The organism is Streptomyces sp. NPDC087310 (genome assembly GCF_044744405.1).
GTDB lineage: Bacteria > Actinomycetota > Actinomycetes > Streptomycetales > Streptomycetaceae > Streptomyces.
The window spans coordinates 534,498-557,318 of record NZ_JBIUYF010000007.1 but is presented as its reverse complement, the minus strand read 5'-3'; the positions used below and the strand labels follow the sequence as shown (position 1 = coordinate 557,318).

Genomic DNA, 22,821 nt, shown 5'->3' with positions numbered 1-22,821 from the left:
ACAAACTCAGTGTGGACACGCGCGTGAACCCTTGAAGATGGCGCTGTGACGGCGCGATGACGCCCGACGCCGTGTCGGTGACGGGCTGATTCATCACAGCGATGCCGGGCCAATACAACTCGCATGCGATTGCGGAAACTGCTGCGCTGGATGGAATTGCATCATCGATGAGCAGTAGGGGGATGCCTAAGACAACGCGCTGGTGGCTCGTCACACGGCCTTGGCCGGGTAATCGGTCCAGGTTCGGATCGGTGAAATCAGCTCAGGCGGTGCACCTCCGTAGACGAGACACATTCCCCGCCGATGGTTCGGGGAGCCGAGGAAGGAAATAGGGCCGTGCGGCCGTCGGCGCGGCGCGGCGCGGATAACCTTCGCGAATGAAGCGGATTCAGCGGGTCGCCGGCGCGGTCGTCGGTTCAGCGGTGGGTGACGCGCTGGGCGGCCCCTTCGAGTTCGGTCCCCCGGGAGCATTCTCCGCGCGGTTTCCCGCGCCCGGTGCCGGTGGCGAGATGTGCGGAGGCGGCGGCTGGGACCCCGGCGAGGCCACTGACGACACGCAGATGGCCGTCCTGGTCGCGGAGTCCCTGCTGGAGCGGAGCGGACTGGATCTGCCGGACCTCTTCGCCCGCTTCCAGCGGTGGGCGGCAGCAGAACCGAAGGACATCGGCCTGCAGACCGAAGACGTCCTGACCAACGGCATGCCCTGGGACCTCGCCGCCCAGGTCCATTTCCAGGGCAACCAACGAGCAGCGGGAAACGGCTCTTTGATGCGGGCATCGACCTCCGCGGTCCACTTCGCGACCGTCGGCCAGGAAGCCACCGTGGACGCGGCACGCCGCATCGCTGCCCTCACCCACGGTGACCGCGCGGCCTGGGAGGGCACCGCGATCTTCCACGAACTCATCCGCGTCACGTTCGAGGACACCGACCCCCTCACCGCGCTCCCGGACATCCTGGCCCTCGTCCACCCCGACCACCGCGGCCGCTACACCACCGTCCTCGCACCCGACTGGCACCCCGATCGGGCGACCGAGTTCAACGGTGCCGTCTGGCCCTGCCTGGGCTCGGCCGTCTGGGCCTTGCGCACCACCGCCACCTTCGAAGACGCCCTACGCTCGGCGATCGACCTCGGCGGCGATACGGACACCGTCGCCGCGGTGACCGGATGCCTCGCGGGGGCGTACTACGGGCTGGACGCAATCCCCGCCCACTGGACCCAGCCCCTCCACGTCCCCCTCCCAGGATTCGACGGACGGGTGCTGCACCTGGCAGATCTGCTCCACCTCGCACACCGCCTCGGAGGCTGAACGGAGTGCTGCTCCATCGATCTCCTCGTCCGGTGTGACCGAGCACTTCAGTGGGCCACTGAACGTTCCGGTCGGCCGGACTGGCGCTCAAGGCCGACGGTGGTACGCCGGTTCCGCAGCCAGGGCACGAACTGGGCGACCCCCCACGCGATCTCGACGGTGAGGAACAGCCACAGAATGCGCGAGGCACCGTGGGCCAGTGCGTACGCCATCCATGCCGAGAACAGGGTGCGCGCGATGCCGTCGAACAGTCCGTGCGCCGGCAGCGGCCGGACGATGCGCAGTGCGGCCCAGACGATCACCACCGAACCCATCAGATTCGCGAACAGGGTCTGCCACACATCACGTTCGGGCAGGGCACCCCACTCAAGTGCGGTGCCCAGCGAGGACAGCGCGTCGTGCACCAGCGTGTACGTCCACGGTGTCGCGAACCCCGCGGTCATCACGAGGTCGTACCAGGCACTCGCGCGTACGACGCGAAGATAGGCGGGGCGTGCGGGGGCATGGAGGCGGATCATGTCGGGGCTCCGGTTGGTCGTGGGTCAGTGACGCCTCACGCTAAACAGTGGAGTACGGTCCAAGGTCAAGTTCATCATCCGAAGGGGGCGCTGGGGATGCGCATCGGAGAGCTGGCCGCGCAGACGGGGACCACCAGGGACACGATTCGGTTCTACGAGAAGGTCGGTCTCATCGCAGGACGACGCCTGGCCAACGGCTATCGCGACTTCCCGCCCGAGGCGGTGGCCTGGCTGCACTATGTCCGCACCGCACAGACACTCGGATTCTCTCTGGCGGAGATCGCGCGGACCGGCGAGGAACTGTTTGCGGCGCCGGACGCCGCGGAAGCGCTGTCCGCGCTGTTCGAGGAGAAGATCCGGCTCGTCGACGCACGCATGTCCGAACTCGCCGCGCTGCGCGCCGAACTCACCGAGCGCGTCGGCACCGGATGCCCGTTGCGGGCAGTCGACCCTGATGAGGACGGCGTAGTGAGGGTGACGGCCCGACCGCTGCCCACAACGCTCAGGCCGGTCAACTGAAGCGCTCAGTCACACCCGGGGCTCGCAGGGGCTGTTCGGGGCGCGGCTGCTACCGGTCGAAGTCCAGGTGCTCCACGTCGGTGAATCGCACCTCCTCCAGACTCCCGGCACGGCGGTCGCTGTCCTGCAAGTAGCCCCGCCGTCGACGTGTACGGCCGCCTCACCTGTCCGATGGCGATCGTGCTGGCCGAGGATGGTTTTTACGCCTCGCGGCGCGACGAGGTGCGTGCCGTCGTCGATGCCGTCCCTGGCCGCCGGCTGTTCGACATCAGCTCGAACCACGACGTCCCCATGAACTGGCCTGCCGATCTCGCTGCGATCATTCATTCTCGACCTGGCGAGTCGGTGTTGCCTGCGGCAGGTGTGAGTCGTAGGTCAGAAAACCGACGGCGCCTGGTCGATGGGATGCGGTGGCGGGCGCGGACTGGGGTTCCATGGCGTGACCTTCCGTTGGAGTACGGGCCTTGGCGGACCGTGTACGGGTTGTTCCGGCGTTGGCAGCGGGAGGGGGTCTGGGGCCGAGTCCTGCCCCTCTTGAAGATCCACCTGTCCTGTGAGCAGGGGCAGAAGCCGTTGTCACCCCTGGTGACAGATGGTCAGCGAGGCGACAGTCCACAGTTGGTGCCAGTGCTCGAAGCGATCCGGGTGCCCCGGGTCGGCGCTGGTCGCCCCAGATGTACTCCGCTTCGGGTGCGGGCCGGCAGGGCGTACTCGTCGCGCGCCAATCGCGCATACCTGCGTAGGTGTGATATCCACCGCACGATCGCCGAGCCGGCCGGCCAGATCCGCAATCGCGAGCGCCACGCGGTACGAGAAGTTGGCCAGCCGTTTCGAGGCGACGGTCCAGGTCGCGGCGGTGTACCAGTGGCTCTGATCTGGAAGCGTCCGACCCTCGGGGCGCGTTCGGTGTCGCCGATGGAACCGCCCTGCACTCCTTTGGCACCCCCTACCCGGAGCGCACCGCGCAGCTACCCAAGCAGACGGAGAAGCGAGGGCCGAGTCCTGGAGCGCGGGTGTGGGTGCCGACCTGGGAGTGCCGGAAGGTCTTGGGGCGCGCCTGCGTGCGGTGGCCTCATCGCGCCCCGCAAGTCGGCGAGGTCGGGGCGTTACCTCTCGATCGCGATGTCGGCGAAGCTGATGACGAACGCGTCGGGGTCGTCGTCCTCGTCCAGGTGGTAGCTGGCGCTGGCCCAGGCGTCAGTGAGGCGAACACGGCGGGATGTGGGGTCGGCGGGGTCGCCGGCGATGAGGATGACGTCCTGGTGGGTGTCGGTGTTCTCGACGTCCTCGACCCAGTTGGTGGTGGCCGGGTGGCGGCTGTCGCCGCGGGTGAGGACCGCATCGCCCCACAGGGGCACGGGAGCCTTGGCGTTGGCGGTGAGGAAGGAGTCGACGTCGAGTTCGGTGCCGGCGATGGTGAGCTTGGTGACGGAATCGAGTGTTTCGGCCTGGTTGTTGCCGAGGTCGAGGTGGTACATGGGCATGTCCGGGTCTCCTGGTGGCGTCGGCGGGGTCAGGGTCAGTACAGCTCGGGCGAGGTACGGACAGGCATGCGGACCTTGAAGACGGTGCCGTTGTCCAGGAAGAAGATGACGCGGGCGTTGTCGCCCGGGGTGATCAGGCGGGTCGGCTTCTCAAGCATGATGTGGTAGCTGCCCGGAACGAATGAGAACTCGCCCTTGGCGGGGACGGCAACCCCGTCGACCTTGACCATCTTGGAGCTCTCGCTGTCGGAGACGGTCTGGTAGATCGTGATGCGCTGGTAGTCAGGACTCTTGATCTTGGTGACCTTGATGTCCTTGCCAGCACAGTTCTTCAGGCCGATATAGCCGGCGGCGGGCAGCGCGTTGGGCAGCCAGCGGACCCATACGCTGTTCTTCGCGACCGTGATGTCAGTAGAGACCGGTGTCTTCGCCATCGATGTGACTTCGTTGCGCTCCTTGTATGGGGTATGGGGTGCTGACCGTGACGCCGTGCGGGTGGCGTGGCGGGAGGGCGAGATGAGCGGTGTGACGGTCGTGTTCGTGACGGCGTGTGCGCTGTGGCTGGTGCTGTGGCGCAGGCGTACCGGGCGCGGCCGGCTGGCATGGCCGCTTGTGGTGCTGCTGTGCGGTGCGGCTGTTGCGCTGGTCGTGGCGGCCATGGCCGGTTGACCGGCGCGGGCGGGCAGGTGGGACTTCCCGTTCTTGCGGGCGGGAAGCCCCACCCACGTTTTCGGAGTGCTGTTCAGGGCCCGGACGGGGGCGCCCTGGCCTGATCTGCCGGAACGGTACGGGCCTTGGTGGACCGTCCACGAACGGCATTGCCTCTGGTCGGCCGACGGCACCTGGCAGGCCGTCCTCCAGGAGTCACAGATCGACGCCGATGCCGGCGACCCGGACGGGGCGCTTGCCCGCCGGGTGTCCCGGCGGGGGTGGGCGGTGAACATCGACTCGACGTCCTGCCGGGCGCATCAGCACGTGGCCGGCGCGCCCGCAAACCCCCGGCGGACTACCCGCACAAGGAGGCGGGACGCGTGAGGAGGCCGATGGGCGCGAGGCGTTGGGGCCCTCGCGGGGTGGGCTGACCAGCAAGATCCATCTGTTCTCCGACGGCCGGGCCCGCCCGCCGCGCTGGCTGACCTCGCCCGGCCAGCGGGATGACAGCCCGATGGTCGCTCCGGTGCTGGACGGCTTACGTATCCGGCACCGCGAGCCGGGCCGCCCGCGCATCCGGCCGGACCGGGTACACGGCGACAAGGCGTGCTCCAGCCGCGCCAAACCGCGCCCCCTGCGACGGCACGGCATCAAAGCCACCATCGCCCAGCCCGACAACCAACTGTGACACCATCCAAGAGCCGTCAGAAACGGCCCGGTCCCGACCCGGGCAAGCTGAGCGGCGACGACATCGGGGCCGGGTGGAGCGAGCAGATGCTCTTCCGGATCCGGAGGTGACCTCGCCGTACGCATTCTCTGGCATGTCCACGACATCAACAGAAAACATCGGATCCGGCTTCCATCCGATTGACCGTGAGATTCCGACGCGGGAATTGAGGTTCGATCTCATGGTGAGTGCCCATTCCTCAGGCGCCGTCAGCTCACGCGTTGTTCGGCGAGGTTCAACCAGTGCTCCACGTCCGCCGGGGTGAAGTGTCTGATGGCCCAGTCGACCATGCGAAGGCTCATGTGAGCCCATATGGGCCGCAGGATGTCCTCGGGCAGCGCGTCGAGGACAGCGTCGAGATGTTGTGTCACCCCAGGGTCGGCTTCTTTGGCGTGGATGCCGAAGCGCAGGGTGACCAAGTCGAATCGCCGATCACCGCGTACGGCACCGTCCCAGTCGATGACCCCGGTGATCGAACCGTCGGTCGTCAGGATGTTGCCGGGGTGGAAGTCCATGTGCACGGCGTCGTGCCCAACCATGCGAGCGGGGTGGTCCGCGCCGACAGCGGCGATCCAGTGTTCGAGCGCGGCACTGCGGCGGTTGTGCCGGCGCAAAGGGTCGTGCAGGCAGTAGCCAGGCCCGTCCTCACTCAAGTGGAACTCCACCGTGGGAATATCGGGGCGGTCGGCAAGCCGATCAGCCTGCAACTGGTTGAGTTCGAGGGCCTGGCCCAAACTGTGGTGGTCGAGGTGGTCGATCGTCGTGCCCGGCAGGAGCTCTTGGACCAGGACCACCGCGTGGCCGACCTGGGCGATCAACTCGGTGGCTGGCGCCGGATAGCCTGCCAGCCGCAGCGCTTCGGTAACGGCGATGGGCCCCGCCTCCATGTCCGCCGCCTGGCTGTGTGGTCGCCACTTGAGGACGGAGCGGTGATCGTCGGGCCAGCGCACATAAGCTGCACCGACTTGCCCGCCTGGGCAGGGGCCATCCAGAGCTAGGCGGACACCCGTCCGGGCGTGAAGTGCGTCGACCGTCCCGGCGGCATCGAGCCGCTCAGCACGCGCCCAACTCCGCGGTGAAGATGTCATTGGGCAGATTATCGCTGCCCGCCTCGTAGCCGTCAGACTGATCAGGCCACTTCGCCGTGGTTCTCCGTCCTCAGGGATGTCTCCGGCTTCCCGTTCTGACGTGCTCGACGGTCGTTCGGACGGTGATGAGCTGGGCTGACCAGTTCCGCTGAGACGGGATGGGGATGGTAGTCCTCAGTGGTTCTGATGATTGCCGGAGCCCGTCAGGGCCGTGTGCACCAGCCGGAAGCGCTGGGCCGGTTTCTGTGGCTGAGGCGCTCAGTTGCTGGGTGGAGTGCCCTTGGTCTGTTCGCCTCCGGTACGTCGGATGCGCACCGTGCCGACGTCCAGGTTCACCTGGAAGGGCGGGTCCTCCGCCGGCTTGACGTTCTTGCGTACACGTTCTTGTTCCATGGCCCGTTTGACGGCCTGGGCCCCGGGGTCGCCCTCCTGGATGAGGTCGGCACCGATCGATGACAGGCCCTTGGTTCTGCGCCAGTAGATCCAGCCCCGAGCCTCCATCACCAGCAGAACACGATCTGCCAGGAACACGGCGACGCCCAGCGCAACGATTCCTCCCGCAGCCGGCAACACGGTGTCCATGGATCAGCGACCGGTCCTCAGGCGGTCGACCCATCGGCCAAGGCCCCGACGTGAGCGGCGGGGGCGCGGCTGACGTGGTCGACGGTCCTCGGTGCCGACCTGGCCGGCTTCGCCGGGGCTGCGCCGCCAGTGATCGTCCGGGGACAGGATCGGCGCCTTGCGTTCTGCTTGCGCTCGGATCTCGACGTGGGCTTCGTGAGCGGTGATGCGGAACGCCTCTTCGTAGGAGGCCAGGGCGGCGCTCATGGCCCCGCCCGCAAGGCCCCGGCGGCGCACACGCGCGGCCAGCCACGCAAAGAAGCCCAGGACAGCGGCGAGGCCGCCGACCAAGATCAGGAACGGTAGGAACGTACCCATGGATACGAGCCTACTGGCCGCCTGTGGTGCTCGTCCCCTGCGAGAAGACACTCACCGCCCTGCGGCGGTTGAGTGGAAGGGTCAAGGAACGAGAGCCGGTTCGAGCCGTACGCCGCGGCGGGTGCCGAGCCAGCGGCCGTCGCGGACGACGACGTGGCCCGCCTGCATCACCCAGCGGATGCCGGTCGGCGTGCGCCGGGGGTCGGCGTACGTCGCGGTGTCGCCGACGGTTGCCCGGTCGAACGCCACCAGGTCGGCGATCAGACCGGGTGCCAGCCGTCCGCGGTCGGGTACCGCGAAGACCTCGGCGGTCAGCCCGGTCATCTTGTGGATGGCCGTCGGCAGGTCCAGCACACCGCGCTCGCGCACATACCGGCCCAGCACGCGCGGGAAGCTCCCGTACAACCGCGGGTGCGGTTTGCCGCCCAGTGAGATGGCCAGTCCGTCGGTGCACACGCTGGTGCGCGGGGCACGCAGCACCGTCTCCACGTCCCGTTCGTCCATGGAGAAGTCGACCATGTGGACCTGGAGTTCCTCGGTACGCAGCAGGTGCACGATCACCTCGAACGGGGCCAGGTCCAGCGCTTCGGCGAGTTCGCCGAGCGTGGCGCCCTCGTGGCGGTGGCTGCGGGTCGAGGACACCATGATCCGGTCGTAGCCGTCCCCCGCCACGATGTTCTCCCAGCCCCGGTCGGTGTCGTCCTCGACCTCCGCGCGGGCGCGTTCGACCTGGACCGGGTCGTTGAGCCTCCGCCGCACCCGGTCGTCGTCGCCCTCCAGGAACCAGGGGGGCATCACCGCGAGCAGGGTGGTGGAACTGGCGTCGTACGGGTAGACGTCCTGGCCGATGTCCACGCCCTGGGCGCGGGCCCGGTCCAGGCGGGCGAGCGCGTCGTCCACCCCGCCCCAGAACGGTACTCCGGCCGCCTTGAGGTGGGAGACCTGCACGCGGCGGCCGGTCCTGGCCCCCAGTTCGATCGCCTCCTCGACGCTGCGTCGCAGGTGACGTCCCTCGTCGCGCATGTGTGTGGCGTAGATGCGTCCCTCGGGCAACCGGGCGGCCAGGCCGACCAGTTCGCCGGGCGCGGTGTGGACGCCTGGCGGGTAGATCAGCCCGGAGGACAGCCCGAAGGCCCCGGCCTCCATGGCCTCGTCCAGCAGCATGCCCATACGGCGGGCGTCGTCGCGGTCCGGCGGCCCGGGGCGACCGGCCATGGCGGCCTCGTGCAGTGCTTCATGGCCGACCAGCGGGCAGTAGTTCGTGACGTACCCGGCCGTGTCGAGTTTCTCGTAGAGGGCGCCGAAGCCGCCGTACGGACGGGGGTCCGGGCTCATCCCGCAGTTGCCGACGACTTCGGTGGTGATGCCCTGGAGGATCTTGCTCGTGTCGTCCTCGCGCTCCAGCGGCGAGGCGTCGGCGTGCGAGTGCGGATCGATGAAGCCGGGCGCCAGCATCATTCCGGTGGCGTCCAGTGTGGCGTATCCGTCGCGCGGGGCGAGGGTCCCCGGCGCTACGACGGCGGCGATCCGGCCCGCGGAGACGGTGACGTCGGCGGGGCGGGGCGGGGCCCCGGTGCCGTCCAGCACCGTGGCGCCGGTGATCAGGAGGGTCCCGCCCCGCGGGGTCGCGGTCGCGCCCGAGGCCGCGGGCCGAGCGGGCGGGGGAACAGGTGGCAGGACGGGCGGCGGAACGGGGCGGCCGGAGGTGGCGGACACTCAGACCACCTTTCCGAGGAACGACCTGGTCCGCTCGTGCCGCGGCCGGGTCAGCACCTCTTCGGGGGTGCCCGACTCCACGACCACCCCGCCGTCCATGAAGACCACCTGGTCGGCGACCTCCTTGGCGAAGCCGATCTCGTGGGTCACCACGATCATGGTCATGCCGGACCCGGCCAGGTCGCGCATCACACTCAGTACCTCGCCCACCAGCTCGGGGTCGAGCGCCGAGGTCGGCTCGTCGAAGAGCATCAGCTTGGGGTCCATCGCCAGCGACCGGGCGATGGCGACGCGCTGCTGCTGGCCGCCGGAGAGCTGAGCCGGATAGGAGCCGGCCCTGTCGGCCAGACCGACCCGGTCGAGCAGTTCCCGGGCGCGGGCGGAGGCGGCCTCCTTGCTCTGCTTCAGCACCTTGCGCGGCGCCTCGATGATGTTCTCCAGGACGGTCAGGTGCGGGAAGAGGTGGAACCGCTGGAAGACCATGCCGATGTGGGCACGCCGGGAGGCGACCTCGCGCGGTGACAGTTCCCGCAGTACGTCGCCGGCCTGGCGATAGCCGACGGGCTCACCGTCGACGTACAGAAGGCCGCTGTCCAGCCGTTCGAGGTGGTTGACACAGCGCAGGAACGTGCTCTTGCCCGAACCGCTCGGTCCGAGAAGGCACATGACCTCCCCGCGGCCCACGGTCAGATCGATGCCCCGGAGAACCTCCTGGTGCCCGAAGGTCTTGCGTACGTCCTGTGCTGACAGCATGGGCGTGGTCATGCCTGGTCGCCTCCGGTGACGGTGGTCGTGCGCGGGCCGGAGCCGGTACGGGCGGCTGTGACACCGCGGCCGAAGCGCCGCTCCAGGTAGCGCTGGCCGAGAGTGAGCGCGGTGGTCAGTGTCAGGTACCAGAGGCACGCGACCGTGAGCAGCGGGATGACCTTGAAGTTCATCGAGTAGATGCTCTGGAGGTTGGTCATCAGGTCGTTGCCCGCGATGACCGAGACCAGGGCGGTCATCTTCATCATGGTGATGACCTCGTTGCCCAGGGGCGGCACGATCACCCGCATCGCCTGGGGCAACACGATTCTGCGCATGGTCTGTCCCGGGGTGAGGCCGAGCGCGTACGCGGCCTCCCGCTGCCCGGCGTCCACGGAGGAGATGCCCCCGCGTACGATCTCCGCCGCGTAGGCGGCCGCGTTGAGGCCGAGTGCGAGTACGGCGGCGACCGTGGCGGTGACCAGACTGTTCGTCTCGGCGCTGTAGAAGACCACGTCGGTGAAGGGGATGCCGATGATCAGCCGCTGGTAGAAGGCGCCGAGGAACCCCCAGAAGATGATCTGCACGAGCAGCGGCACGCCCCGGAACAGCCAGACGTAGCCGTCCGAGATCACCCGCAGGAGGAGGCTGTCCGACAACTTCATGATCGCCAACAGGGTGCCGCCGAGGACGGCGATCACCATGCAGACGACGGTCAGATAAACGGTGACGCCGAGCCCGGAGAGGGTGCGCTCGTGGAACAGGTACTGACCGACCGTGGCCCACTCCAGGTTGGGGTTCTTGGCGACCGACCACACGACACCGGCCAGGCAGAGCGACGCCAGCACGCCACAGGCCGTCCGGACGGGGTGTCGCAGGGGCTTGACGGTCAGCGTCGGGCCGGTGGTCCGGGCGGATGCGGGGTCGACTCTTGTCCCGGGGACGGTACTCACGCGTGCCTCCGCTTGCTCGCTCCGTTGATGGGGTATTCGGTCAGGCCGTAGTCCGCCATGCCGTAGCTGTCCAGGACCCGGCGGTAGTCACCGCTCGCCCGCAGGCTTTCCAGCGCCTTTTGGATGGCCTTGGTGAGCCCCGCGCGTTCCTTGGAGACTCCGATTCCGAGAAGGTCCCGTTTGGCGCCGAAGTCGAATTTCTTGGCGATCTCCAGCGGGCCGTCACCCTGCTGTTTCACGGTGTATCCGGCCAGTGCGGAGTTGGTGACGACCGCGTCCACTTTGCCACTGCTCAGCGCGAGCAGTGACTGCGAGAACACCGGGTATGCCTGGAGTTCGGTGGCGGGCTTTCCCGCCGCCGTGCACGCGCGTGAGTTCTTCCGTATGTCCTCGATGGTGGTGGTGCCGCTCTGGGCGCCGACCCGCTGCCCGCACAGGCTCATCATGGTGCGGAGGTCCAGATGTTTCTTCTTGTTCGTCAGCAGGGTGGGCACGAGGACGCCGTAGTTGACGAAGTCGATGACTTTCTCGCGCTCCGGGATGTCCACCATGCCTGCCATGACCAGGTCGTACTTCCCGGACTTGACGCCAGGGACCAGCCCGTCGAACGGCTGCTGCCGAAAGTCGAACTTCACTCCCAGCACCTTTCCGACCGCCCTGGCGAGATCGATGTCCAGACCCACGAATTCCTGGTCGCTCTCGGAACGAAAATTCTCGAACGGCGGATAGGGTGCGTTGGTGCCGACGACGACGCGTCCTGACTTCTGGATGTCGTCGGGGAGCAGTGAGCGCAATGCGGAGTCTTTACTGATGCCGGACAGATCTGCCGACGCGACTGCCGGACCGGTGGCACTTCCACCGCACCCGGAGACGAGCAGCGCGGCAGCAAGGAACCCGATGGCGGGGGTCAGGGGAAAACCGCGGAGGCGTTGATGTTCTCGCATGGAGCCCTCGGTATGTGAGCGGGCAGGAGCGGCTGTTCGAACTCCCTGGTGCGGGCAGGTGAATCATTGGGCCGTGGCAGCATCCTGGTTCGACCGCGCCCCTCAATCTTTAGCCATCCGACCTAAAACTGACCAGTCAGTTGGCCGATCTTCCAAGGTGCCCCGTGGCCGACCGGTCACGCGGACCGGCCGATGCAGGCCCGGCCGATGCCGGCCCGGCCGATCGGTGGCCCGGCCGATCGGTGGACCCGTTCACGTGGCCCGGCTTTGGCCGACCGGCCAAGCCACCCCTGCCCTTTCTGGCTGATGGGCCCACCCTTCCCCGCACTCCCCTCCGCATCATCGGGGGTGGACAGCGCGACGACGGAAGGAACGCGGCGTGGATACGGTTCGCAGTCGGCCGGACACCGGCCAAGGGGGCGGGCGGGTGGTCCGGCCCGGGTGGTGGCAGGGGCCGGGGCGCCGGTTGCCGGTGCCGCCGGGACCCCGCTCGGGCGGACGCCGGGGGCCGGTATGACCGGGCCCGGAGCCGGAGCCGGGCCCGGAGCCGGAGTGGATCTCGATCTCACCGCCGATGTCGTCGATCTCACCCGCGCCCTCGTCGACATCCCCTCCGAGAGCGGTGCGGAGGCCCGGCTCGCGGACGCCGTCGAGGCCGCGCTCGGCGCCCTCCCCCATCTCAGCGTCAGCCGCGTCGGCAACTCGGTGGCCGCGCGCACGGACCTCGGCCACCCCGAGCGGGTGATCGTCGCGGGCCACTTGGACACCGTGCCGGCCGCCGGAAACCTGCCGTCCCGCCTCGACGGGGGGCTCCTGCACGGACTGGGGGCCTGCGACATGAAGGGCGGCGTCGCCGTGGCCCTGCGCCTCGCGGCCACCGTCCCCGAGCCGGCCGCGCGTGACATCACGTACATCCTGTACGAATGCGAAGAGGTCGATGGCGACCGCAACGGGCTCGGTGTGATCGCGGCGCAGCGGCCGGAGCTGTTGGCAGCCGACCTCGCGATCCTCATGGAGCCCTCGGACGCGGGTGTCGAGGCCGGCTGCCAGGGCGTGCTGACGGCGGACCTCACGGTACGGGGGCGACGGGCGCACACCGCGAGGGCATGGCGCGGAGTGAACGCCGCGCACCGCGCGGGGGCGGTCCTGCAGCGCCTCGCCGACCACACGCCCGAGCGGGTGGCGATCGACGGCCTTGAGTACCGGGAGGGGCTGAACGCCGTCGCCGTACGGGCCGGGGTGGCGGGCAACGTCGTACCCGACGAGTGTGTGATCACCCTCAACTGCCGTTTCGCACCGAGCCGTTCCGCGGAGGAGGCGGAGGCGTACGTACGGGGGCTGTTCCCCGGCGACGGGTACGACATCGAGGTGACGGAGGTCGTGCCGGGTGCGTTGCCCGGACTCGGGCAGGAGGCGGTCGCCTCGCTCGTACGCGTGCTGGGCGCGACCCCTCGGCCCAAGCTGGGCTGGACCGATGTCGCACGGTTCGCGTCGCTCGGCGTCCCGGCCCTCAACTACGGCCCCGGGGACCCGGTGCTGGCGCACACGGCGGAGGAGTACGTACCGGTGGCACAACTCAGGGAGTGCGAGACCCGGCTCAGGGCGTGGCTCAGCTCCTGAGCCCGCCCAGCGTCCTCAACTGAAGCCACAGCACCAGCCGTTCGTCGGGATCGTCGAGGTCGATCCCGATCTGCTGCCGGGCCTGCCGGAGGCGGTAGCGGCAGGTGTTGGGGTGCACGGCGAGCAGCCGTGCCGCGCCGGCCATGTCGCAGCCCGCGTCGAACCACGCGAGGAGGGTGCGGGCGTAGTCGGTGCCGTGCTCCGCGTCGTACTCAAGAACCCTCAGCCAGGCCCCGGTGCCCAACTCCCGGCGCGCACCCAGGATTTCCGTGAGCCGGAGCAGCGTGACCCGTGGCCGTACCTCGTCCACGGACGCCACCGTGAGCTCGGGACCGAGCAGCCGCCGTACGAGGTCGGCGTCCTCGCGGGAGGCCGGCACCTGCGCCAGACCTGGCACCAGGTCTCCCAGCCCGGCCCGGACCGGCACCCGCAACGCCTGCCCGGCCTGCCGCACGATGTCCTCGGCGAGCTGTCTGTGCCGCGCCCCGCCATGATCGCCGGGTGCGGGCAGCAGCGCGTACACGACACCGTCGGTCAGGACGCAGGCGTGCCGCCCGTAACGCGCCTCGCACCGCAGTCGTACGAGGTCCAGAAGGCGTAGCGTGGTCTGTTCGCCGTCGGGTGAGCCGATCACGGAGTCGAGCGCGAAGGCGGCCACGCGCACGGGCTCGGGCTCTCCGTCCGGGCCGAGGCCCAGGCCCAGGCGGCGGGCCGCGTCGGCCGGGTCCGCGGTGCCGTCGAGCAGGCGCCTGAGCAGGTCACCGTTCCGGTGCCGGGCCAGCTCCTGCGCGGCCCGCGCCCGGAGCAGCAGCAACGCCGCCGTGGCCGCCCCCTGCGCGAGCGCCTCCTCGGCGTCGGGCGCGAGCCCGCCGTCGTCCACGACCCACAGCGAGCCGAGGGTCTCACCTCCGGCGCGGACGGCGACGGCGAGACGGGGGAGGTTGTCGCCCTGTCCCCCGTCGCCCCGTCCCTCGTCGTCCCGTCCCTCGTCGCCGCCTCCGCCCAGCGCCGCCAGCCGAACCGGGCCTCGCGCCGAGAAGAGCGCCCGGTACTGCTCCGAGTTCTCCGGGCTGTCCGGCACCCGGAGGCCGAGGATGCCCTGCCGGCGGTCCTCGTCGACCGGCTGTCCCGGCACGGTCGAGTACGCGAGGATCCGCTGACGAGGGTCCTCGACACAGGTGGCTCCGCCGACGGCCGCGGCGACGGTGTCGGCCAGCGCGAACAGGTCGCCGAGAGCGGCGCCGCCTCCGGCCGCCGGCAGCGCGGCGCCCGCTGCCCACCTGGGGCCGGGACCGTGGGACGGACGTTGGCCGAGACCGTGGAAGTGGCCTTGAGGAAGACCTTGAGGGAGACCTTGGGGAAGACCTTGGGGGAGAGCGCCGATCGCCGAGGCGAACAGCAGATGCGCCTGGTGCCAGGGGGTGTCCTCGTCCACGGACAGCAGCGCCAGCCCTGCGGACTCCGCCTCCGCGAGCGGTCCGTCCTGCCCGCGTACGACGAGTCCGCTCATCCCGGCGTCCGCGGCGGCCCGCACCAGCGGCCCCGCCTCGGCCCCGTACACACCGACCGCGAGGAGCAGCGCCCCGGGCGCCGCGGCGAGCGGGGCACGGCCGTCGTGGAGCAGCGTCTGTGTGACGGGCACGGCGAGCCCGGCGGGGGCGGTGCGCAGGCGTACCGGGGAGTTGCCGATGATCTCCAGCAGCTCACCGAGCGTGCGGGTGTCCATGGGGGCTGCCCTCGTGTTCCCTCGGCCATGGGATTGGCCGATCTCATCAGGAACGTACCCAGGTGTTGTCCTGACGCACAACGTGAGGACCGCCACGGTCTTCGAGACTCGACCTCATGACAGGAGCGACACAAGAGTCAGGCGTACGCGATCTCGCGACGGTCGCCGCCCGCACGGCCGGCGTCACCGTCCGTACCGTCCGCGACGTCACCGGCATCGCCGCCGTGTCCGACTTCCTCAGCGACGTGTGGCAGACGCCCCGGAGCGCCCCGCCCTACCCGGCCGAGGTGCTGCACAGCGTCGTCCACGCCGCCGGCGCGGTGCACGCGGCGTACGACGGCAGCCGTCTCGCCGGAGCCTGCGTCGCCGTCTTCGGGCCGCCGGAGCAGGCGGACGCGTACTCCCTTGTCGCCGCTGCCGCCGCCTCCGACCGCGGCGTCGGGTATGCCATGAAGCAGGCCCAGCGCGCCTGGGCCCTGGAACGCGGCGCCCGCACCATGCGCTGGACCTTCGACCCGCTGGTCGGGCGCAACGCCCGCTTCAACCTGGTCAAGCTGGGCGCCACCGGTACGGAGTACCTCGTCGACTTCTACGGGCCCATGGCCGACGGGGTGAACGACGGCGACGAGAGCGACCGGCTGACGGTCACCTGGGATCTGGCGGCGCCCCGGTGCCGTACGGCGGAAGGCGACCGGGATGCCGCGCCCGCCACCTGCCTCGCCCCCGACGGCGCCCCCCTCGCCCGCCGCGACCTCGACGACCGCCGCATGTGGTGCCGGGTCCCGGACGACATCGTCAGGCTGCGCGCCGTCGAGCCCCTGCTCGCGCTGCGCTGGCGGCACGCCGTCCGCGAGGTCCTCACCGGGGCATTCGCCGACGGATACGTCACCACGGCGATGTCCCGCGACGGCTGGTACACCCTCACCCGCGCCACCGAGGACAACACCCCCGCATGGAAGGAAGAGGGCACCCCCGCATGAGACTCGAACGCGTGGAAGCCGTCCACATCGCCCTCCCCCTCGTCACCCCCTTCCGCACGTCCTTCGGCACGATGACGACGAAGGACACCTTCCTGCTGCACGTCGTCACCGACGCGGCCGAGGGCTGGGCGGAGTTCGCCGCCGACCCCGAGCCCCTGTACTGCTCGGAGTTCGTGGCCGGTGCCGAGATCGTGCTGCGCGACTTCCTGCTGCCCCGCGTGGCCGCCCTCCCCCGCCTCACCACCGCCGCGCTCGCCCCCGCGATGGCGAAGGTCAAGGGGCACGAACTGGCCAAGGCGGCGCTGGAGACGGCCGTGCTCGACGCCGAACTACGCGCGCACGGCATGCCGCTGGCGACCTACCTGGGGGCGGTGCGCGACCGGGTACCCGCCGGCGTCTCCATCGGTATCAAGGATTCCCTCGGGGAACTCCTGGACGATGTCGAGCGCTACCTCGCCGAGGGGTACGTACGCATCAAGCTGAAGATAGAACCGGGTTGGGACCTGGAACCCGTACGGGCCGTGCGCGAGCGCTGCGGCGACGCACTGCCGCTCCAGGTCGACGCCAACACGGCATACTCGCTCGCGGACGCCGAACACCTGCGGAAACTCGACGAGTTCGGGCTCCTGCTCATCGAGGAACCGTTGGAGGAGAACAACCTCCACGCCCATGCCGTGCTCCAGCGGCGCATCACGACTCCCGTGTGTCTCGACGAGTCGCTGCACAGCGCCCGCGACACGGCGTCCGCCATCGCGATGGGCGCGTGCCGGGTCGTCAATGTGAAGCCCGCCCGAGTCGGCGGCTATTCAGAGGCGCGCCGTGTCCACGACGTCGCGCACGCGCACGGCGTACCGGTGTGGTGCGGTGGCATGCTGGAGACAGGCATCGGACGCGCCCCCAACCTCGCGCTCGCCGCGCTCCCCGGCTTCACCCTCCCCGGCGACACATCCGCCTCCAGCCGGTACTTCGCCGAGGACATCACCGAACCCTTCGTCCTGGAGGACGGCCACCTGCCGGTGCCGCGCACCCCGGGCATCGGCGTCGAACCGCTGCCGGAAGCGCTGCGCCGCTTCACTACGGCGCGGACGGAGCTGTACCGGGCCTGAGCTCGGCTCTGTCGGGAATCTTGAGGTGACGGTGTCAGCCGCTGGTTGTGCGGCATGACTGCCGACGGGGGATTCCGTTCCTGGTCCAAGAAGTCCTGGAAGGCGGTTGGAGGGGGCTGAGGTTGCGGCTCCCGCGGAGGTGCTGGCCGCTCTGCCGCTCGATGTTGATGGTGGCAGCGGTGGCGGTGGTGGCGGTCAGGACATGCTGAACGTGGGCCTTGGCACGGTGTCGGTAGCGGATCCTGCGCATCCCGCGGCCCTGGGCGAACTCGCAGATGGCGCCCTCGACGTCGGCGCGTTTCGCGTGGCATTCGCGCCAGGCGGGGACACGTGACGCGGTGGAGTTCGAAGTCGATGTCGAACGCGTCGCGACCGAAGCCTGATTCCTGCTGGTATCGGCGGACGCTGCGGAACCGTCACCGTCGGCAGCACCCCCGGCAGCGGAGCGGTGTTCACCATCCGGCTGCCCCGCTTGCCCGGGCCGGAGGAACCTCAGCCATGAGAGTTCGATGCGGCGACCCAGGAGTTCGCCAAGCATGAGGTGCCCCCGGGGGCGGCGCTCCAGGCGCGCCCTGGTGGCCGGCCGGATCAGGCCAAGACTCCTCACAAAATGAGATGAAGGATGCCCTCAGGTCGAGCGAGGATCGTTCCGTACTCGCCGACGAAGAGGGCAGCTATGGGCGACAGTCCCCCGAGGGAGCTCGTCTCGCTCGCCGACGAAGAGGGCAACAGCGTCTCGGTCAACGTCCTGGGACGTAGCCCCAGGTGGGCCGCCGGGCTCGACGCGGAGATCGTCGTCAGGACGCCCTTCGTGTCCGGCCGTATCGACCTGGCGTTGTACGTCGCGAGGCTGGAGAGCTGGGCTGACATGCTGGACCGGCTCGACGCCGGCGAAGACGTGGCCTGGATGAGGATGAGCAGCGGGCCGTCCATCTCCATCCAGCTCACCGGCGAGCGTGACTGCCCGGAGGTGGTGGTGGAGGACGAGAACGGGTCCATGGTCACCGTGCGGATCCCGCTCGTCCCGCCGGACGACTGGATCGCCGACCACCGCCGGCGTCTGCGCCAGGTGATGGATCACTGGGTTCCGATGCTGTCAGGGTAGGACGAGCCGCCGCCGGCAGAGGAACGCGCAGCCGAGGGACGGAAAGGCTTCGTGGATGTCGTCGCGGATCTCCCGGCGGAGCCGCGGTCGGCGGAACCAACGCGGGTGGGCGAACACGCGCTCCACGAACCAGCGTTGAGTGGCCGGCTGACCAGCCCCGATCCGTGCTCGGTGCCCCGCCGGGCGATCACCGGCTGCACGCCGAGGGACCGGACGGGACGGGGGTACTTGTCGTGGCCGTAGCCGCGCTCACCGAGCATGATGTCCGGACGGCGCCGGGATCGGCCACGCCTGCCTCGTAGCGGCGGGACAGCTTCGAGGAGCGGGAAGAGCGGGGCAACGTCGGCACGGTTGCCAACGGTCAGCGTGACGGCGAGCGGGATGCCGGTGGCGTCGGTGATCAGGTGATGCTCACTACCGGTCCTGCCCCGGTCAACAGGGCTTCGTCCCGTCCTGGGTCCCGGGAAGCCCAATGCCGCGAGCGTGTGTGCCGGGCGGCGCGACGGGGGCAGAACTTGCCGGGAGGGGCACCAGCTCTCGGATCATCGCTGGTCGTCGGTGCGGTGTCGCTGCCGGTACCGGCCGGCGGAGATCCCGTACTCGCGTTTGAATGCGTTGGCGAATGCGTACGCGGAGCCGTAGCCGCTGCGCCGTGCGACGGCGGACAGTGGGGCGTCGGTCGTCTGGAGCAGGCGTGCCGCGGTGGTGAGCCGCCACCACGTCAGATAGGTGAGCGGTGGTTGCCCGACCATGGCGGTGAACCTGCGGGCGAAGGCGGCACGGGACAGGCCCGCGTGCGCGCCCAGCGACTCCACGGTCCATGGATCGGCGGGGCGTTCGTGCATGGCGCGTAGTGATCGTGCGATCATCTCGTCGTCGAGGGCGACGCACCAGCCGGTGGCCTGCAGCTCCGCGCGTTCGATGAGGCAGGCGCGGATCAGGTGCACGAGGAGCACGTCGAGCAGGGCCGGCAGCACCAAGTCCCTGCCGTACATCTGTTCGCCGAGCTCGCCGCGCAACAGGTCGATCGACGCCTGGAGACTCGGGTAGCGGTCCACGCGCGCGGGAAGACGCACCAGATCGGGGAGGTTCTGGAACAGCGGGTGAGGGCGGACTTGATCGAGCCGATAGGCACCGGACAGGAACTGGGCCATGCCATCGGTGGCGTTCACGAGCAGGTGCGCAGTCCCGTGCGGGAGCAGAACGGCGTCGCCCGGCTCCAAGGTGACGGCCGGATCGTCCGGCCGTGTCACCCGGATGCTTCCCGTGGTGACCACGTAGAACCGGGCGCCCTCGAAGGTCTGGACCTTCATCTCCCACGACGGGTCCGCCGCCGCCAGCGACATGGAGGGGCGCCCCACCCGCATGGCGCTGATCGCGTCGCTGAGCACATCCATAGCGGAATCCTCCCCCACTGGATCAGTCGTCCGAGAGCGGCGCCCATCTCTTGATCGAGAAAGCCCCGTTCGACCGCACGACTTCGGCGGCGCCCGCTCCGCCCAGATGCGCCGGCACCAGCAGGCTGTTCGTCGCGGCCGCCTGCTCCAGGAGACGGCGCCGGGACCGCGCGGCCTCGGCCCGGTCCTCGCTCAGGCAGATGTCGTGATCGGGTTCGATCACCTGAAGCGGGGTGTGGATGACGTCGCCGACGAACAGCGCCCGGTCCGTACCGGACTCCAGCCGCAGCACAGCCGAGCCAGGCGTGTGACCGGGCGCCGGTTCCAGCACCAGGTCCTCGTCGATGCGGTGGCTGTCGCCCTCCCACAGCACCGCCTGCCCGGCCTGATGAACGGGCAGGACGCTGTCGTTGAACCTGTCCCCGGTGTCGGCGAACCTCGGGGCGTGGCCGCCTGTGGGGCGCCAGAAGTCGAAGTCGGCACGGCTGATCAGATATCGCGCGTTGGGGAACGTCGGAACCCACTCGCCGTCGACCAGCCGGGTGTTCCACCCCACGTGGTCGTTGTGAAGGTGGGTGTTGACGACGAGATCCACGTCCTCCGGCCGCACCCCGGCTGCCGATAGCCGGTCGAGGAAATCGCCGTCACGCTCGTCGGCCCCTTCGGCCTCCGGTGGCTTGGCATGGCCCAGACCCGTATCGACCAGAACGGTGCGGCCCGCGCTACGCAGCACCCAGGTCTGCACGTTCGCCTGCCACTCCCCCGTCTCGGCGTTCAGGAAGTCGGGCGCCAGCCAGGACTCGTGCCGGCGCCACAGTTCGCCGGTCACGGACGGGAACAGGACATCGGTGGTGCCGAAGGCACCGTGCCACTCGACCACCCGCGAGACCTCGACATTACCGAGCATGATTGTCTTCACCCCTTCACCGTAGGCAGCGTGGGTAAGACGCGAAATGCTCTGCCGTCTCTCCTGGTTGAGGCAGCGTCTCGCAGCAGTGCTGGTCCTCGGCTCAGCAGCCGAGCTTCGCGTCCGCCCAGTCCGCGTGGTCCGAGTCGATGCCGTCGCCGCCGTCCGTGACGACGAGGCGAACCGTCCGGGCTCCGCTCACATCGGCCGCTATCGGCTGCGCCGGCATCGCGGTGGTCAAGACCCCGGTCTCTGCGACCTTGACATCGTCCGCCCAGATTTCGAAGGCGACGGTGCCTTTGGCATCCTTCTCGTCGTCGACACCGACCTCCGCGGTGACTGTCTCGCAGGCCATACCCGTGTAGTACTCGACGCTGCTCTCGGCGTGCGCACCCAGTCCTTTGGCGTACACGACTCCGCCCAGGGTGATCGGTCCGCCGTCTCCCGCTTCGCTCTCCCCGTTGCTCGTGTTGCGTTCAACGGGCCCCCAGCCGTTGGTCGTCGACAGCCAGGGCAGGTCGCCGAGCGAGGAGACTCCCGCCGGCGGTGCCACGGCCACGGACGCCTTCAGCGGCAGCACGCTCTCGGCGCGTACGCCGGTGGGTGAGCGGTAGATCGCCCTCAGCGTCAGGTCGTACGAACCCGCCGCCGCGTCGACGGGCACGGTCAGCCGCCACTTCGTACGCAGAGCTCGGCCTGTCGGCAGCGTGCCCGCAGTGGTCGGCGATGCCGCTCGCACCGTCCAGCCCTCCGGTCCGCTCAGCGCGACCGAGACACGGGTCGCCGGTGTCCGCCCGAGGTCGGTGACCGTCGACGTCAACGTGGTCGTCCTGCCCGCCTCGACCAGCAGGCTGTCGTCGACACCGAGCTCGACGGCCGGAGGCTTCTCAGCCCACCTCGCGTCCACCGAGGCGCGGACGAGCACGGTGCCGTGCGCGGGTACGGTCGCGGAGATCGTGCCCGCGGTGTTGTAGCTCTGGTGCTGCCACAGGTCGCGCAGGGCGTAGGCGTCCGCGGTGGGCAGTCCGACGGCCTGAGCACTCGTGGCGATCCGCTGCGGGCTGCTGGTCTCGTTGAACAGGGCCACCGCCCTGCTGCCGTCCTGCATCTCCTTGGCGACGACCCAGCGGCCGCCCTCGGAGGAGAGCACCCTGCCCTGTCGTCCCAGCGGGTCCTGGTCGACCGCGATGACTTCCTTGTTGCCGAGGATGTCGAAGGTCGCGGCGGAGGCCGTACGCAGGTCGGAGCCGATGAGCAGCGGCGCGGCCATGATCGACCACATCGAGAAGTGCGAACGGTACTCGGTGTCGGTCATGCCGCCGTTGCCGACCTCCAGCATGTCCGGGTCGTTCCAGTGTCCGGGACCGGCGTACGACGCGAGGGGCAGATTCTGCTTGAGGATCGACAGCATCGAGCCCCAGTTGTCGCTGATGTCACCAGTGGTGCGCCACAGGTGTCCGACCTCCGAAGCCCATTCCCACGGCTTGTTCTGGCCCCACTCGCAGATGCTGTAGACGATGGGGCGCCCGGTGGCCCGGAGCGCGTCACGCATGGTGGTGTAACGCGCCTTCGCGTCCACGCCCTGGTTGTTGCAGTTGTCATACTTGAGGTAGTCGACACCCCAGTCCGCGAACTGCTGGGCGTCACTGTATTCGTGGCCGAGGGCGCCCGGGAACCCCACACGTCTTCGTGCCGGCGCTGGTGTAGATACCCAGTTTGAGTCCCTTGGCGTGCACGTAGTCGGCAACCGCCTTGATTCCGCCGGGGAATCGCGTGGGGTCGGGCACCAACTTGCCGTTCGCGTCACGAGACGGCAGCGCCCAACAGTCATCCAGATTGACGTACTGATACCCGGAGTCCTTGAGCCCCTTCTCCACGAAGATGTCCGCGATCCCCTTGACCATGTCCTCGTTGAACTCGGCACGGCAGTGCGTGGAATTCCAGTTGTTGAAACCCATCGGCGGGGTGAAGGCGAGACCGTCGGCCGGCGCGGGTGCGGCGGGTGCGCCCGGGGAGGAGTTCTGTGCGGGAGACGGCGGCGCGGCGACGGCAAGGTCCGGCGGGATGGGGCCGACCACGCACAACGGCCTGCGGCGACAACTCCGGCCGCTCTTCTACGGATTGTGCGGGGGTGAAAGTGGCGCATCACTACGTTCCTCCGCGAAAGTGGAATAGGCACATGCCCATGCTCGTGAGTGCATTCGTCTCGGGACGCGCCACTACGGTCGAGGTGATCAGGTGCTCCTCGCCCGGGCCGCCGCAGACAAGCGGTGCCGGCAAGCGGTGCCGACAACCGGAGATCCGGCGGCGGTTGAGCGCACCAGCTCCGGGAGGCATGTTGCCGACGGCAGCTCCGGCCGAGACCGCGAGGCGCGACTGACAGGCGAGCC

23 protein-coding genes and 4 pseudogenes are annotated in these 22,821 nt (G+C 69.4%); 11 read left to right on the top strand and 16 right to left on the bottom strand.

The genetic code is table 11. The features are described from left to right. The first annotated feature begins 377 nt into the window (after positions 1-377). A complete protein-coding gene (locus tag ACIO3P_RS28185) occupies positions 378-1,307 on the top strand; it encodes an ADP-ribosylglycohydrolase family protein (protein ID WP_401853349.1) in 930 nt (309 codons plus the stop codon). Positions 1,308-1,354: 47 nt separating this feature from the next. Here the strand turns inward: ACIO3P_RS28185 and ACIO3P_RS28180 are convergent, their stop codons facing one another. Then, complete coding sequence (locus tag ACIO3P_RS28180) at positions 1,355-1,825, bottom strand: hypothetical protein (RefSeq protein WP_401853352.1); 471 nt, start codon at positions 1,823-1,825, stop codon at positions 1,355-1,357. A 96-nt stretch (positions 1,826-1,921) separates the two neighbouring features. Here ACIO3P_RS28180 and ACIO3P_RS28175 point away from each other — a divergent pair, with 96 nt between their 5' ends. Further along, positions 1,922-2,344 (top strand): MerR family transcriptional regulator, encoded by a 423-nt coding sequence (locus tag ACIO3P_RS28175; RefSeq protein WP_401853353.1) that lies wholly within the window; start codon positions 1,922-1,924, stop codon positions 2,342-2,344. Positions 2,345-2,393: 49 nt separating this feature from the next. Here ACIO3P_RS28175 and ACIO3P_RS28170 read toward each other — a convergent pair. Then, positions 2,394-2,486 (bottom strand): annotated as a pseudogene (locus tag ACIO3P_RS28170) (XRE family transcriptional regulator); the annotation flags it as partial. Here ACIO3P_RS28170 and ACIO3P_RS28165 point away from each other — a divergent pair. Then, positions 2,480-2,668, top strand: a pseudogene (locus ACIO3P_RS28165) (alpha/beta hydrolase); the annotation flags it as partial. The pseudogenes ACIO3P_RS28170 and ACIO3P_RS28165 overlap by 7 nt on opposite strands. A gap of 81 nt (positions 2,669-2,749) precedes the next feature. Further along, a complete protein-coding gene (locus ACIO3P_RS28160) occupies positions 2,750-3,523 on the top strand; it encodes a transposase (protein WP_401854002.1) in 774 nt (257 codons plus the stop codon). Here the strand turns inward: ACIO3P_RS28160 and ACIO3P_RS28155 are convergent. Together ACIO3P_RS28155 and ACIO3P_RS28150 are read right to left on the bottom strand one after the other, a co-directional pair. After that, positions 3,451-3,828: a hypothetical protein gene (locus ACIO3P_RS28155; protein WP_401853355.1), complete on the bottom strand. Its 378-nt coding sequence runs from the start codon at positions 3,826-3,828 to the stop codon at positions 3,451-3,453. The two genes, ACIO3P_RS28160 and ACIO3P_RS28155, sit on opposite strands and share 73 nt — an antisense overlap. Positions 3,829-3,863: 35 nt before the next feature. Further along, positions 3,864-4,262 (bottom strand): copper chaperone PCu(A)C, encoded by a 399-nt coding sequence (locus tag ACIO3P_RS28150; RefSeq protein ID WP_329821873.1) that lies wholly within the window; start codon positions 4,260-4,262, stop codon positions 3,864-3,866. A 55-nt stretch (positions 4,263-4,317) separates the two neighbouring features. Here ACIO3P_RS28150 and ACIO3P_RS28145 point away from each other — a divergent pair, with 55 nt between their 5' ends. From ACIO3P_RS28145 to ACIO3P_RS28135, 3 genes are all read left to right on the top strand, one after another. After that, positions 4,318-4,497, top strand: a complete 180-nt coding sequence (locus tag ACIO3P_RS28145) for a hypothetical protein (RefSeq protein WP_401853358.1) — start codon at positions 4,318-4,320, stop codon at positions 4,495-4,497. A 66-nt stretch (positions 4,498-4,563) separates the two neighbouring features. Then, positions 4,564-4,863, top strand: a complete 300-nt coding sequence (locus tag ACIO3P_RS28140) for a transposase (protein ID WP_401853360.1) — start codon at positions 4,564-4,566, stop codon at positions 4,861-4,863. A 22-nt stretch (positions 4,864-4,885) separates the two neighbouring features. Beyond that, positions 4,886-5,167, top strand: coding sequence for a hypothetical protein (locus ACIO3P_RS28135; protein WP_401853361.1), 282 nt, complete (start codon positions 4,886-4,888; stop codon positions 5,165-5,167). Positions 5,168-5,415: 248 nt separating this feature from the next. Here ACIO3P_RS28135 and ACIO3P_RS28130 read toward each other — a convergent pair whose 3' ends face one another. The 7 genes from ACIO3P_RS28130 to ACIO3P_RS28100 all read right to left on the bottom strand — a co-directional run bounded on the left by ACIO3P_RS28130 (position 5,416) and on the right by ACIO3P_RS28100 (position 11,440). After that, positions 5,416-6,294, bottom strand: a complete 879-nt coding sequence (locus tag ACIO3P_RS28130) for a phosphotransferase (protein ID WP_401853363.1) — start codon at positions 6,292-6,294, stop codon at positions 5,416-5,418. 258 nt (positions 6,295-6,552) lie between these two features. Further along, entirely contained in the window at positions 6,553-6,876 is a 324-nt protein-coding gene (locus tag ACIO3P_RS28125) for a hypothetical protein (RefSeq protein WP_329821876.1), read from the bottom strand. Positions 6,877-6,879: 3 nt separating this feature from the next. Further along, positions 6,880-7,233: a hypothetical protein gene (locus ACIO3P_RS28120; protein ID WP_329821877.1), complete on the bottom strand. Its 354-nt coding sequence runs from the start codon at positions 7,231-7,233 to the stop codon at positions 6,880-6,882. A gap of 81 nt (positions 7,234-7,314) precedes the next feature. Beyond that, complete coding sequence (locus tag ACIO3P_RS28115; protein ID WP_401853366.1) at positions 7,315-8,949, bottom strand: amidohydrolase family protein; 1,635 nt, start codon at positions 8,947-8,949, stop codon at positions 7,315-7,317. Beyond that, positions 8,950-9,714 carry an amino acid ABC transporter ATP-binding protein gene (locus tag ACIO3P_RS28110; protein WP_401853369.1) on the bottom strand — a complete coding sequence of 255 codons (765 nt, stop codon included), beginning with the start codon at positions 9,712-9,714 and terminating at the stop codon, positions 8,950-8,952. It lies immediately after the preceding gene. Beyond that, on the bottom strand, positions 9,711-10,646 hold the full coding sequence (locus tag ACIO3P_RS28105) for an amino acid ABC transporter permease (RefSeq protein ID WP_401790930.1): 936 nt from the start codon (positions 10,644-10,646) through the stop codon (positions 9,711-9,713). The genes ACIO3P_RS28110 and ACIO3P_RS28105 overlap by 4 nt, the downstream gene beginning before the upstream one ends. Then, a complete protein-coding gene (locus ACIO3P_RS28100; protein ID WP_401853371.1) occupies positions 10,643-11,440 on the bottom strand; it encodes an ABC transporter substrate-binding protein in 798 nt (265 codons plus the stop codon). The genes ACIO3P_RS28105 and ACIO3P_RS28100 overlap by 4 nt, the downstream gene beginning before the upstream one ends. Positions 11,441-12,103: 663 nt before the next feature. Between ACIO3P_RS28100 and dapE the strand changes: the two genes are divergently transcribed. Continuing rightward, the gene (dapE, locus tag ACIO3P_RS28095) at positions 12,104-13,210 is read left to right on the top strand and encodes a succinyl-diaminopimelate desuccinylase (RefSeq protein ID WP_401853374.1); all 1,107 of its coding nucleotides are present in this window, start codon (positions 12,104-12,106) and stop codon (positions 13,208-13,210) included. On the opposite strand, the gene ACIO3P_RS28090 is transcribed toward dapE, so the two are convergent. Further along, complete coding sequence (locus ACIO3P_RS28090; protein ID WP_401853376.1) at positions 13,200-14,936, bottom strand: PucR family transcriptional regulator; 1,737 nt, start codon at positions 14,934-14,936, stop codon at positions 13,200-13,202. The two genes, dapE and ACIO3P_RS28090, sit on opposite strands and share 11 nt — an antisense overlap. A 116-nt stretch (positions 14,937-15,052) precedes the next feature. On the opposite strand from ACIO3P_RS28090, the gene ACIO3P_RS28085 reads away from it, so the two are divergent. From ACIO3P_RS28085 to ACIO3P_RS28075, 3 genes are all read left to right on the top strand, one after another. Next, positions 15,053-15,916: a chorismate synthase gene (locus ACIO3P_RS28085; protein WP_401853378.1), complete on the top strand. Its 864-nt coding sequence runs from the start codon at positions 15,053-15,055 to the stop codon at positions 15,914-15,916. After that, a complete protein-coding gene (gene menC, locus ACIO3P_RS28080; RefSeq protein WP_401853380.1) occupies positions 15,913-17,022 on the top strand; it encodes an o-succinylbenzoate synthase in 1,110 nt (369 codons plus the stop codon). The genes ACIO3P_RS28085 and menC overlap by 4 nt, the downstream gene beginning before the upstream one ends. Before the next feature lie 676 nt (positions 17,023-17,698). Beyond that, a complete protein-coding gene (locus tag ACIO3P_RS28075; RefSeq protein WP_401853382.1) occupies positions 17,699-18,127 on the top strand; it encodes a DUF5959 family protein in 429 nt (142 codons plus the stop codon). Here the strand turns inward: ACIO3P_RS28075 and ACIO3P_RS28070 are convergent. The 4 genes and pseudogenes from ACIO3P_RS28070 to ACIO3P_RS28055 form a co-directional block, all read right to left on the bottom strand. After that, positions 18,119-18,588: pseudogene (locus tag ACIO3P_RS28070) on the bottom strand (transposase); the annotation flags it as partial. The gene ACIO3P_RS28075 and the pseudogene ACIO3P_RS28070 sit on opposite strands and share 9 nt — an antisense overlap. Before the next feature lie 81 nt (positions 18,589-18,669). Next, on the bottom strand, positions 18,670-19,524 hold the full coding sequence (locus tag ACIO3P_RS28065) for a cupin domain-containing protein (protein ID WP_401853385.1): 855 nt from the start codon (positions 19,522-19,524) through the stop codon (positions 18,670-18,672). A 22-nt stretch (positions 19,525-19,546) separates the two neighbouring features. Further along, positions 19,547-20,443 carry an MBL fold metallo-hydrolase gene (locus tag ACIO3P_RS28060; RefSeq protein ID WP_401853388.1) on the bottom strand — a complete coding sequence of 299 codons (897 nt, stop codon included), beginning with the start codon at positions 20,441-20,443 and terminating at the stop codon, positions 19,547-19,549. A 91-nt stretch (positions 20,444-20,534) separates the two neighbouring features. Beyond that, positions 20,535-22,389 (bottom strand): annotated as a pseudogene (locus tag ACIO3P_RS28055) (NPCBM/NEW2 domain-containing protein). Positions 22,390-22,821 lie beyond the last annotated feature (432 nt).